Source organism: Paracoccus sp. KR1-242, assembly GCF_049446195.1.
GTDB classification, from domain to species: domain Bacteria; phylum Pseudomonadota; class Alphaproteobacteria; order Rhodobacterales; family Rhodobacteraceae; genus Paracoccus; species Paracoccus broussonetiae.
Genome location: NZ_JBMSED010000005.1, coordinates 265,581 through 277,107 on the forward strand (window position 1 = coordinate 265,581; position 11,527 = coordinate 277,107).

The following is an 11,527-nucleotide window of genomic DNA, read 5'->3' on the forward strand; positions in this document are numbered from 1 at the left end:
GGAACGGCCGGAACAGGCAGCTAATCCCGGCGACTAACCTTCAGGACGGTGATCGCATGAACAGAACCATTACGGTATTTGCCCCCGCCATCGCCCTGGCCCTTGCGGGCACCGGGGCCGCCGCACAGGATGCGGATCTGGCCAAGCAACTTGCAAACCCCATCGCCTCGCTAATCAGCCTGCCGTTCCAGCTGAACCATGACAGCGGTTATGGTCCGAATGACGGGGACAAGACGGTGCTGAACATCCAGCCCGTCATCCCGATCTCGTTGAACGACGACTGGACAGTGATCTCGCGCACGATCCTGCCGGTGGTCTGGCAGAACGATGTCGCGGGCGATTCCGGCAGCCAGTCCGGCCTGGGTGATACGCTGCAAAGCTTCTTCTTCTCGCCCAAGACCCCCGGCCCCGGCGGCATCATCTGGGGCGTCGGGCCGGCCTTCCTGCTGCCGACCGCGACCGATGAGCTGCTGGGGGGTGAGAAATGGGGCATCGGTCCCACCGCCGTCGTCCTGAAGCAACAGCATGGCTGGACCTATGGCATGCTCGCCAACCACATCTGGTCCGTCGCTGGCGAGGATGATCGTTCTGACCTCAGCTCGACCTTCCTGCAACCTTTCCTGACCTATACGACCCCCTCGGCCTGGACTTTCATGCTGAACACCGAAAGCACCTATGACTGGAAGGCCGAGGAGTGGAGCGTGCCGATCAATATCGGCGTCTCGAAGGTCACCAAGATGGGCAAGCAGCCGGTCAGCTTCCAGATCGGCGCACGTTACTGGGCCGACGCCCCCGAGGCGGGACCGGACGACTGGGGTCTGCGTGCAGCCTTTACGCTGCTGTATCCGAAGAAGGGCTAGGATGTCCTCCGGCCCCGTTCACGCGACCAGGCCCCTCCAGCGCGCGGCATAGCTTTCCAATTCGGGGGCAGGTGCAACCGGGTCGGTTTCCGGCACGCCAGCCCCCGCCATGCACAGCAGCGCCGCCCCGGCCGAGGTGCCGGTCGCGGAACGTGCAAGACGTACCCCGTCCGGGCGCAGGGTCGCCAGCATCGCGCAATAATCCGGGTTGCGGGCGAACGGTCCTTCGACAAAGACCGGACCGCGCGCGCCGATCAGTCCAAGGCAGGTGTCGGTCATCATCGCCAGGTACCAGGACAGCGCCGCCATCCGCGCCTCGGCCGAGCCGGGCGGAACGCTCCACTGCATCGCGCGCCGCTGGAAGGGGCCGGAATCCGGTTCGACCGCGGGCAGGATCATCGCGCCCGCCGCAAGGGCGGCGGCGCGTCCCGCATCGCTGGCAGCGACATCCGAACCCCCGCGCACGATCTCGTATTCCCGCCCGCCCATGAAGCGGGCCGAGGGCACTGGCTGGCCAAGCGCGTTCACGTTGACCAGCACGTCTCGGGCCGGGTCCAGCACCGCCTTGGCGCCGCCGACCGCCATTGCGACGACCCATGTACCTGTCGAGACGACCGAGAATGCCCCGCCCTGCCCCAGCACATAGGGATAAAGCGAGGCGTTGCTGTCATGGATCCCCACAGCGACCGGCGTGCCGGGGCGCAGGCCCGTCGCTGCCGCCAGTTCGGGACGCAGGAGGCCTAGAACCTCGTTTGCCTTGCGCGCGGGGGCGATCCGCCCCGCCAACCCCAACCGCTCGACCAGATCCGAGAATTGCCCCTGCCACGGATCCCACAGGTCGGTATGGCAACCAAGCGAGGTCACGTCGGTCGCCAATTCCCCGGTCAGCCGCCAGCCCCAGTATTGCGGATACGTGACGACTTGGGCCAAGCCCGTGGCCAGGTCCGGGTAGGTGCGAAGCAGCCAGTGCAGTTGCGCGCCAAGGTTCAGCCCGTGTGGCAGCCGTGCCGAACCGGTCTGCGCAAAGGCCGGGCGCAGCGCATCATAATCCGCGCCAAGCTGATCGGGGCCAGGATGTTCGTAGTCCAGCATCGGCACCGCGACCTTTCCCCGCCCATCCAGCAGAACCGCGGCCGCGCCATGCGTCGTGACCGAAATCGCATCGATCCCGTGCGCCGCATGGAAGGCGGCAAGGTGATGCAGGAAGAACTGCCAGTGCCCCTCAAGGTCGGTATGCGGCCAGGGCGGGCCGGGCAGCGGGCGGTTGGGGCGGGTGACGACGGCGATCTCGGCCAGCGTCTCGCCCTCGACCAGCGCGAGCTTTGCGTTGGTCTTGCCGATGTCGATGACGGCGATGCGGGTCATGGCAGGTGGAACATCGGGATCAGCGGAACCGCCACAGGTTCGTTGTCGGGGTGGGTGGCCATCAGGTCGGCCATATGGGCCCACCACCTTTGCATGACCGGATGCGCGGGCAGATCGTCCATCCCGTGATCTTCGGGCCGCCACAGGACACCGAACAGCGCATTGCTTTCCGGGTCCAGATGGATCGAATAATCCTGCACGCCCGCCTGCTTCAGCAAGGCGACCAGTTCGGGCCAGATCTGGTCATGGCGGCGGCGGTATTCATCCTGCATCCCCGGATTGAGCTGCATCCGAAAGGCGTATTTCTGCATCATTTCCTCGACATCATGGTCCAAAGCCGGGGCAGCGCGATCACGGCGATCAGCAGCAGGCCGACGATGATCGACATGACGATGCCCGGCACGTTCAGCAGTCCCAGCCCGAAAGTCACCAGCCCCATCACCAGCGCGGCCAGAACGACCCCGGTGATCGTGCCCGAGCCGCCCAGAATGCTGATCCCGCCAAGAACGACGATCGTCACCACCTCAAGCTCGAAGCCCGAGGCGATGCTGGGACGCGTCGAACCAAGGCGCGAGGTCAGGCAGATCGCGGCGATCCCGCTGGTCAGACCGGTCAACAGGAACAGAATGAAGCGGATCTTGTCGACGCGGATACCGGAAAACCGCGCGGCGGTCGCGTTGTTTCCGATGGCATAGACCATGCGGCCGAAATTCGTGCGATGCAGCAAAATGCCGAAGGCGACCGCTGCCAGCGCGAAAATCGCCAGTTCGACCGTGAAGACCCACCAGACATAACCCTGGCCGAACCAGGCGAAGCTGGCGGGATAGCCGGTATAGGCACCATCCCCCAGCACGATATAGCAGATCCCGCGGAACAGGCTCATCGTGCCGATGGTCACGACGATCGAGGGCAGACCGAAGCGCGCGACCAGCAACCCGTTGAAGGCACCGCACAAAAGTCCCGTGCCCAGCCCCAGCAAGACCAGAACCGGCGTTCCCGCGCCCGCAGCCATTGCCGCCCCCATCACCGTCGATGCCAGCGCGATGATTGAGCCGACCGACAGGTCGATCTCGCCCGCGATGATAAGCATCGCCATGGCAAAGGCGATCATCGCCTTTTCGGTGAAGTTGAAGCTGGCGTCGCTGAGATTCCAGGGATCAAGGAAATAGGGCGAGGCAATCGAGTTCGCGATGAAGATCGCGACGGCGACCACCAGCAGCAGCGCCTCCCAGCTTTTCAGGGCGCGGGCGGCCGGGGTGGTCAGCCGGTCGGGGATCTGGCGTCCGGTGACGGTGGTCATGTCCGATGCTCCGCCTGCTTCAGGATGATGCGGCCCTGCTCGCGTCGGCCGGCCGCGTTGAAGGCGATGGCGATCAGGATCGCCGCGCCCGAGATCGCCATCTGCCAGAAGGGCGAGATGCCGATGACGGGCAGCGCGTTCTTGATGATCCCCAGAAACAGCGCCCCCATGACGCAGCCCGCGACTGAACCCGAGCCGCCCGCGATGGCGATCCCGCCGATGACGCAGGCCGCGACCACGTCCAGTTCGAACCCGCCCGCGATGTCGACATAGGCCACCGCATAACGCGCGACCCACAGATAGCCGGTCAGCCCGGCCAGCGCCCCGGCCAGAACAAAGGCCGCAAATTGCGTTCGTCCGACCGAGATCCCGGTATAGACCGCCGCATGGGGATTGCCTCCGACCGCGTGGAAGGCCCGGCCAAGTGGCGTGCGGTTCATCAGGACCGCGACCCCGGCGACGATGGCGATGGCGATCCATGTCATCACCGGCAGCCCCGCCAGGATCATGCGCGGGAATGCCTTGAACCCCGCGCTCATCTGGTGGGCGTTGATCCAGGCGCCGTTGGTCAGCAGGAAGATCGAGCCGCGATAGATGGTCATTGTCCCCAGGGTCACCACGATCGAGGGGATCCCCAGCTTCCAGACCAGCACGCCATTGACCGCGCCAAGCGCGGCCCCAAGGGCCACGACCACCAGCAGGATCAGGGGCAAGGGAACGCCCGCCCCGTCCATCAGCGCCGCGATCATGCCACAAAGGGCAAGGTTGGCCGCGACGGACAGGTCGATGCATTTCGTCAGGATCACCGCCATCTGCCCCAGCGCCAGCAGGATCAGGGGCGAGGTATCGGTCAGGACACGGGCAAGGTTCGCGGGCGCGATGAAGCCCGGAAAGCGGGTTGCGATCAGCCCCAGCAGAAACAGAATGGCCAGCGCAAGAATGGCCTCGCGCGATTTCGGGATGCTCATGCGGCGGCTCCGTTGATGCCGACGGCGGCGCGGACAAGGTTTTCGGGCGTCATGTCGTCGCCGGCGAACTCGGCGGCAATCCGTCCTTCGCGCATGACGATGACGCGGTCGGACATGCCCAGAACCTCGGGGATCTCGCTGCTGACCATGATGACGGCCAGACCCTGCCCTGCCAGTTCGGACATGAAGTCGTGGACGGCCGCCTTGGATCCGATGTCGATGCCCTTGGTCGGCTCGTCCAGGATGATGACGCGTGGTTTTGTCGCCAGCCATTTCGCGATCACCACCTTCTGCTGGTTGCCGCCCGACAGCAGGCCGACATCCTGATCCAGGCTGGCCGCCCGCAGGTCCAGCCGCTGGGTATAGTCACGGGCCAACGCAAATTCATTCGCCAACCGCAGGAAACCCGCGCGGCTGGTGCGCGCCAGCGACGGCAGCGTGATGTTCTGATAGATCGGCAGCCCCTTGACCGCGCCCTGCCTGCCGCGGTCCTCGGGGACATAGACGATCCCCGCTTCGACGGCCTGCGCGGTCGAGCGGATGGCGCGCACGTCATCACCGATCCGGCAGGCACCGCGCGAGGGTCGGGTGATCCCGAACAGGGACTGCATCACCTCGCTGCGCCCGGCCCCGACAAGGCCATAAAAGCCCAGGATCTCGCCTTGGCGCAGCGTGAAGTTGATGTCCTCGAACTCGGTCGGGTGGCAATACCCGACGACGGTCAGCGCGGGATCACCGATGCGGGCCGGACGCTTGGGAAAGATCTGGTCGACCGAGCGACCGACCATCATGCGCACCAGCCCGGCCTCGGTCGCATCCGAGATAAGGCCCTGCCCGACGAATTGACCGTCGCGGAAAACGGTCCAACGGTCGGCGATGCGGAAAATCTCGTCGAACTTGTGGCTGATGAACAGGATCGCCTTGCCCTGCGCCTTCAGCTTCTCGACGAGTTCGTAAAGCTCGGCGATTTCCTTGTGCGACAGCGCGGCGGTGGGTTCGTCCATGATGACGACACGTGCATCGATGGAAAGCGCGCGGGCGATCGCGACCAGGTGACGCGACGCGATGCTGAGATCGCGCAGCCGCACGCCGGGGTCAAGCTCGGCCCCGATCCCGCGCAGGATCGCGGCGGCCCGGTCCCGCATGGCGCGGCGATCTATCAGGCCAAGGCGCGTGCGCGGGGCGTGGCCGATGAAGATGTTCTCGGCCACGGTCAGTTCGTCGAACAGCACGGTTTCCTGGTGGATCGCGGTCACGCCCGCGCGGCCGGCGGCTTCGGCGGTGGGGAAATGCACCTCGGCCCCGTCGACCAGGATCTGCCCCTCGTCCGGCTGATAGATGCCGGTCAGGATCTTGACGATGGTGGACTTCCCGGCGCCGTTCTCGCCGACAAGGGCTGTGACCTGACCGGGAAACAGGTCAAGCTGCACCCCGCCAAGGGCGCGGACGCCGGGAAAGGTCTTGACGATGCCGCGAAGCGACAGCACGGGCGGCGCCGCACCATCCGCGGCCCCTGGACTGGGCTGCATGACGAAAAATCCCTGGGGTGTCGGCCCGGCGCGACCGCCGGGCCTGTCCGTCCGCCGGATCAGAAGATCGAGCTGAACTGGTCGATGTTGCTGGAATCATAGACGAAAGGATCGGCCATCGCGGCTTCGTTCTTGTCGTCCAAGGTGATTTCACCCATCCGCCCGATCGAGATCTTGGCACCCGGCTCGGCCTTCACGTCGCCCTTGGCCAGGTGATAGGCGGCCATCGTCGCCGAATAGCCCAGGTCAATCGGGTTCCAGATCGCGAAGGATTTGGACGCGCCCGACTTCACATGGCCCGCCATTTCGGACGGCAGACCAAGGCCGGTCACGTTCACCTGCCCGATCTTGCCCGCATCGGTCACGGCCTGCGCCGCCGCGACGATCCCGACCGAGGTGGGCGCGATGATCGCCTTGAGGTCCGGATAGGTCTGCATCAGGCCCTGCGCCTCGCGATAGGACTTGTCGGCCAGGTCGTCGCCATAGACCGTGCCCACGACCTTGACCTTGGGATAGTTGCCCGCGACCTTGTTCATCTCCTCGATCCAGGTGTTCTGGTTGGTCGAGGTGGTGGTGGCCGACAGCACCGCGACATCCCCGCCATCCGGCAGGTTGTCGGCGGCCAGCTTGATGATCATGTTGCCGATCAGCGGCGACGAGGACGGGTTCAGGTGCATCTGCCGCCCCTCGGGCGCGACGCCGGAATCCCAGCTGATGACCGTGATGCCCCGGTCCATGGCTTTCTTCAGCGTCGGCACCAGCGCGTCAGTGTCATTGGCCGAGACTGCGATCGCATCGACCTTTTGCGCGATCAGGCTGTTGATGACCTCGATCTGGCCTTCTGCGGTGGTGTCGGTCGGGCCGGTATAGATGATCTTGACGTCACCCAGTTCCTTCGCGGCTTCTTCCGCCCCCTTGTTCGCGGCTTCGAAGAAACCGATCCCCAGCGCCTTCACGACCAGCGCGATGCGCATCTCCTCGGCCTGGGCGGTCCCGGCCATCATGGCACAGGCCATCGCGGCGGTGGTCAGGGCCTTTCCGATTATGCTCATTCGTTCCTCCCCTATGAGCAGTTAAGCGCGTCACTCCTCCTGCGCGCGTTTCTTGCGATCCGCCGTGGCCTGGGCCACGATCAGGCGGACTTCGGCAGCCTCCAGCATCTGCGCGGCGCGATCCTCGATCCGGTCGTCGGTGATGACGGTGTGGATCCGGCTCAGCGGACACAGAAGCAGGCTGGAGCGCTGGTTGAATTTCGAACTGTCGGCCAGCACCACCAGCTCATCGGCCTGGTCGATCAGCTTCTGCTCGGCCTGGACCAGCAGCGGGTCGCCCTCCATCAGGCCAAGCGGGCCAAGCCCTCGGCAGCCCATGAACATGCGCCGGGCATAGAAATGGTTGCTGCCGTCTTCGTCAAAGGGCGACAGGATGATGTTCTGCTCGCGATAGATTGCACCCGCCGGAACCAGCACGGTGTTCTTGGAATGCTTCAGCAGGTGTTCGGCAATGGGAAAGCTGTTGGTAAAGACCTGCAACCGCTTCGTCGTCAGCGGATGGACCATCTGGAAGGTGGTCGTTCCGCCGTTCACGATGATCGCGTCGCCATCCTCGCACAGATCCACTGCCGCCTGCGCGATAGAGCGTTTTTCGGCGATGTGGAAGGTCTGGTTCACGGCAAAGGGGCGCGCATTGATCCCGACGAATTGCGGTGGCGAGATCGCCTCGGCCCCGCCCCGCACCCGACGCAGTTTCTTGGCGACGTGCAGCTGGCCGATATCGCGCCTGACCGTCGCTTCGGACGCGCCGGTCAGCGCGCAAAGGTCCGATACCGTGACCACGGGGCGTTCCTGCACGGCCGACAGAATGATGCGATGACGCTCGGTTTCCAGCATGTCGGCCCTTTCCCCTTGGCGGATCAGTTTCCATCATTACCGCTCACTGTCAATCATTATTGATCGTAATTTCTTTTTCTGCACCTGCATAATGATCGTTTTTGATTGAAATTGATTGACCAAAGCCAGATCCCCCGTGTATCCGGTGCAAGGGAAGGCACGGCAATCGCCGCCGCCAAGGGAGGTTTCCATGACTGAGACACTTGCGGCCGATAGGCTTGAGAACCTGTGGGAAGATGCCCGCGCCGCGGGAATGAGTGAGTCGGAAAAGCTTCTTTACCGCTCCAACCTGCTCGGCTCGGACAAGCGGGTGACGAATTACGGCGGCGGAAATACTTCGGCCAAGGTGATGGAAACCGATCCGCTGACCGGTGAGCCCGTCGAGGTGCTGTGGGTCAAGGGATCGGGCGGCGATATCGGCTCGATGAAGATGGACGGCTTCTCGACCCTTTACATGGACCGGCTGAACGCGCTGAAGGGCAAGTATCGCGGCGTCGAGCACGAGGACGAGATGGTCGGCTATCTGCCCCATTGCACCTTCGCGCTGAATCCGCGCGCCGCCAGCATCGACACGCCGCTGCATGCCTATGTCCCCCGCAAACATGTCGACCACGTCCATTCCGACGCGATCATCGCCATCGCGGCATCGGTCAATTCGAAGGATCTGACGGCCGAGATCTTCGGGAATGAGATCGGATGGCTGCCCTGGAAAAAACCCGGCTATGAACTGGGCCTGTGGCTTGAGAAATTCGCGACCGAGAACCCGCAGGCCAAGGGCTGCGTGCTGGAAAGCCACGGCCTGTTCACTTGGGCTGACGACGCCAAGGATTGCTACCTGACGACGCTGGCGATCATCAACACGGCCGCGGCCTGGCTTCAGGCGCGGACCGAAGGCAAGCCCGCCTTCGGTGGCGAAAAGCGCCCCGCCCTGCCCGCCGCGCAGCGCCGCGACATTGCCGCGCGCCTGATGCCGGTGATCCGCGGCCTGATCTCGAACGAGCGGCACAAGGTCGGCCATTTCGACGACCAGCCGGCCGTGCTGGAATTCGTCGGCTCGCAGATGCTGGACAGCCTCGCGCCGCTCGGCACCTCGTGCCCCGACCATTTCCTGCGCACCAAGATCCGCCCGCTTGTCGTGGACTTCGACCCTGCCGCGCCCGATCTGGATGCGACGATCGCGGGACTTGAGAAGGCGGTCGCCGATTACCGCGACGATTACGCGGCCTATTACGACCGCTGCAAGCGCCCCGACAGCCCGGCGCTGCGCGATCCGAATGCCGTGGTCTATCTGGTGCCCGGCGTTGGCATGATCACCTTTGCGCTGGACAAGGCGACGGCCCGCGTCTCGGGAGAATTCTATGTCAACGCGATCAACGTGATGCGGGGCGCCAGCGCGATCGGCACCTATCAGGGCCTGCCCGAACAGGAAGCCTTCGACATCGAATACTGGCTGCTTGAGGAAGCAAAGCTTCAGCGCATGCCCAAGGCGAAATCGCTGGCCGGGCGCGTCGCGCTGGTCACCGGCGGCGCGGGCGGCATCGGTGCCGCCACGGCCGAACGCTTCCTGCGCGAAGGCGCCTGCGTCATGCTGGCCGACATTGATGCCGAAGCGCTGGATCAGGCATCCAGGGCGCTGGCCTCGCGTCATGGCAAGGACGTGGTGCGCAAGGTGCAGATGAACGTGACCGACGAAAATCAGGTCACCGCGGCCTATGCCGAAATGGCAGTCGAATTTGGCGGCATCGACATCCTCGTCTCGAACGCCGGCATCGCCTCCTCGGCCCCGGTCGAGGAAACCTCGCTGGCGCTGTGGAACAAGAACATGGACATTCTGTCCACGGGATATTTCCTTGTCAGCCGCGAGGCATTCAAGGCGTTCCGCCTGCAGGATATCGGCGGTTCGGTGATCTTCATCGCATCCAAGAACGGCCTTGCCGCCAGCCCGAACGCCAGCGCCTATTGCACCGCCAAGGCGGCCGAGATCCATCTTGCGCGCTGCCTGGCGCTGGAGGGCGCCGGGGCGCAGATCCGCGTCAATGTCGTGAACCCCGATGCCGTGCTGCGCGGCTCGAAGATCTGGGAGGGCGAGTGGCTGGAACAGCGCGCCTCGACCTACAAGACCGACAAGGAGGGGCTTGAGGAGATGTATCGCCAGCGCTCGATGCTGAAACGCTCGGTCCTGCCCGAGGATATCGCCGAAGGCGCGTATTTCTTCGCCAGCGACCTTTCCGCCAAATCGACCGGCAACATCCTGAACGTGGATGCCGGCAACGTCCAATCCTTCCCCCGGTAAGCGCGATGATCGACAAGAACCTGATCGAGGCGGAAAACGCCGCCCGCGAGGCTGATCTGACGGCCGATTACGAAGCCCTTGGCGCACGCCTAGCGCGCCGGGGCGTGGACATCGAGGCGCTGACCGCCCGCGCCACCGCCTTCGGCGTCGCCGTGCCAAGCTGGGGCACTGGCACTGGCGGCACGCGCTTTGCCCGGTTCCCGGGTCTGGGCGAGCCGCGCGGCATCATGGACAAGCTGGACGATTGCGCGGTCATCCACCGATTGACCGACGCCACACCCAAGGTCAGCCTGCATATTCCCTGGGACAAGGCCGAGCCCGCATTGCTGCTGGAAAAGGCCGAGGAAACCGGCCTTGGCTTCGATGCCATGAACTCGAACACCTTCCAGGACCAACCGGTTCAACCGCGCAGCTACAAGTTCGGCTCGCTCAGCCATACCGATGCGGCGACGCGCGCGCAGGCGGTTGAACATAACCTGGAATGTATCCAGATCGGGCGCGCGATCGGGTCGAAGGCCCTGACCGTCTGGATCGGCGACGGCTCGAACTTCCCCGGACAGACCTCACTCAGCCGCCAGTTCGACCGCTATCTGGACGCGATGAAGCTGGTCTATGCGGGCCTGCCCGAGGATTGGCGGATCTTCTCGGAACACAAGATCTATGAGCCCGCCTTCTACTCGACCGTGGTGCAGGACTGGGGCACCAGCCTGATGATCGCGCAGGAGCTTGGCCCCAAGGCGCAATGCCTCGTCGATCTGGGCCACCACGCGCCAAACGTGAATATCGAGATGATCGTCGCCCGTCTGATCCGCGCGGGCAAGCTGGGCGGCTTCCACTTCAACGACAGCAAATATGGCGACGACGATCTGGACAGCGGCACGATCGAACCCTTCCGCCTGTTCCTGGTCTTCAACGAACTGGTCGAGCTTGAGGATACGCCCGGCCTGAACCTCGCCCATATGATCGACCAAAGCCACAACGTGACCGACCCGATCGAAAGCCTGATCGTCTCGGCCTGCGAGATCCAGCGGGCCTATATCCAGGCCTCGTTGGTCGACCGCGAGGCGCTGGACGGCTTCCGCGATGCGAACGACGCCCTGATGGCCGCGGCGACGTTGCGCGCGGCCTTCCGCACCGATGTCGAGCCGATCCTTGCCATGGCGCGCGCACGTGCGGGGGCGGCAATCGACCCGGTCGCGGCCTACCGCGCCTCGGGCTATCGGGCGAAGGTTGCGGAAGAGCGGCCACGCGTCACGGCGGGCGGCGGCGGCATCGTCTGAAACAGGCTGGGGGGCGCCGCGTCCCCCCTTCCCTTACCCGATC

At 64.7% G+C, this 11,527-nt stretch carries 10 protein-coding genes; 3 read left to right on the forward strand and 7 right to left on the reverse strand.

Features of this window, described 5'->3' with window-relative positions:
* The first annotated feature begins 56 nt into the window (after positions 1–56).
* A complete protein-coding gene (locus ACO2Q4_RS09785) occupies positions 57–860 on the forward strand; it encodes a transporter (protein ID WP_423318974.1) in 804 nt (267 codons plus the stop codon).
* Positions 861–878: 18 nt separating this feature from the next.
* On the opposite strand, the gene ACO2Q4_RS09790 is transcribed toward ACO2Q4_RS09785, so the two are convergent.
* The 7 genes from ACO2Q4_RS09790 to ACO2Q4_RS09820 are packed head-to-tail and all read right to left on the reverse strand — an operon-like array spanning position 879 to position 7,911.
* Positions 879–2,225, reverse strand: a complete 1,347-nt coding sequence (locus ACO2Q4_RS09790; RefSeq protein ID WP_423318976.1) for an FGGY-family carbohydrate kinase — start codon at positions 2,223–2,225, stop codon at positions 879–881.
* The gene (gene rhaM, locus ACO2Q4_RS09795; RefSeq protein WP_311759070.1) at positions 2,222–2,536 is read right to left on the reverse strand and encodes an L-rhamnose mutarotase; all 315 of its coding nucleotides are present in this window, start codon (positions 2,534–2,536) and stop codon (positions 2,222–2,224) included. The genes ACO2Q4_RS09790 and rhaM overlap by 4 nt, the downstream gene beginning before the upstream one ends.
* Entirely contained in the window at positions 2,536–3,525 is a 990-nt protein-coding gene (locus ACO2Q4_RS09800) for an ABC transporter permease (RefSeq protein ID WP_311759069.1), read from the reverse strand. The genes rhaM and ACO2Q4_RS09800 overlap by 1 nt, the downstream gene beginning before the upstream one ends.
* A complete protein-coding gene (locus ACO2Q4_RS09805) occupies positions 3,522–4,493 on the reverse strand; it encodes an ABC transporter permease (RefSeq protein ID WP_395133280.1) in 972 nt (323 codons plus the stop codon). The genes ACO2Q4_RS09800 and ACO2Q4_RS09805 overlap by 4 nt, the downstream gene beginning before the upstream one ends.
* Positions 4,490–6,022: a sugar ABC transporter ATP-binding protein gene (locus tag ACO2Q4_RS09810; RefSeq protein WP_311759067.1), complete on the reverse strand. Its 1,533-nt coding sequence runs from the start codon at positions 6,020–6,022 to the stop codon at positions 4,490–4,492. The genes ACO2Q4_RS09805 and ACO2Q4_RS09810 overlap by 4 nt, the downstream gene beginning before the upstream one ends.
* 59 nt (positions 6,023–6,081) lie before the next feature.
* Positions 6,082–7,074, reverse strand: coding sequence for a rhamnose ABC transporter substrate-binding protein (gene rhaS / locus ACO2Q4_RS09815; protein ID WP_311759066.1), 993 nt, complete (start codon positions 7,072–7,074; stop codon positions 6,082–6,084).
* Positions 7,075–7,104: 30 nt separating this feature from the next.
* Entirely contained in the window at positions 7,105–7,911 is an 807-nt protein-coding gene (locus tag ACO2Q4_RS09820) for a DeoR/GlpR family DNA-binding transcription regulator (protein ID WP_423318979.1), read from the reverse strand.
* Positions 7,912–8,101: 190 nt separating this feature from the next.
* Here ACO2Q4_RS09820 and ACO2Q4_RS09825 point away from each other — a divergent pair, with 190 nt between their 5' ends.
* Complete coding sequence (locus tag ACO2Q4_RS09825) at positions 8,102–10,204, forward strand: bifunctional rhamnulose-1-phosphate aldolase/short-chain dehydrogenase (protein WP_423318981.1); 2,103 nt, start codon at positions 8,102–8,104, stop codon at positions 10,202–10,204.
* 5 nt (positions 10,205–10,209) lie between these two features.
* The gene (rhaI, locus tag ACO2Q4_RS09830) at positions 10,210–11,484 is read left to right on the forward strand and encodes an L-rhamnose catabolism isomerase (protein ID WP_423318983.1); all 1,275 of its coding nucleotides are present in this window, start codon (positions 10,210–10,212) and stop codon (positions 11,482–11,484) included.
* Positions 11,485–11,527 lie beyond the last annotated feature (43 nt).

Coding starts and splice junctions, on each gene's coding strand:
- rhaI (WP_423318983.1), top strand. CDS start 10,210: ATGATCGACAAGAACCTGATCGAGGCGGAAAACGCCGCCCGCGAGGCT.
- ACO2Q4_RS09825 (WP_423318981.1), top strand. CDS start 8,102: ATGACTGAGACACTTGCGGCCGATAGGCTTGAGAACCTGTGGGAAGAT.
- ACO2Q4_RS09790 (WP_423318976.1), bottom strand. CDS start 2,225: ATGACCCGCATCGCCGTCATCGACATCGGCAAGACCAACGCAAAGCTC.
- ACO2Q4_RS09810 (WP_311759067.1), bottom strand. CDS start 6,022: ATGCAGCCCAGTCCAGGGGCCGCGGATGGTGCGGCGCCGCCCGTGCTG.
- rhaS (WP_311759066.1), bottom strand. CDS start 7,074: ATGAGCATAATCGGAAAGGCCCTGACCACCGCCGCGATGGCCTGTGCC.
- rhaM (WP_311759070.1), bottom strand. CDS start 2,536: ATGCAGAAATACGCCTTTCGGATGCAGCTCAATCCGGGGATGCAGGAT.
- ACO2Q4_RS09805 (WP_395133280.1), bottom strand. CDS start 4,493: ATGAGCATCCCGAAATCGCGCGAGGCCATTCTTGCGCTGGCCATTCTG.
- ACO2Q4_RS09785 (WP_423318974.1), top strand. CDS start 57: ATGAACAGAACCATTACGGTATTTGCCCCCGCCATCGCCCTGGCCCTT.
- ACO2Q4_RS09820 (WP_423318979.1), bottom strand. CDS start 7,911: ATGCTGGAAACCGAGCGTCATCGCATCATTCTGTCGGCCGTGCAGGAA.
- ACO2Q4_RS09800 (WP_311759069.1), bottom strand. CDS start 3,525: ATGACCACCGTCACCGGACGCCAGATCCCCGACCGGCTGACCACCCCG.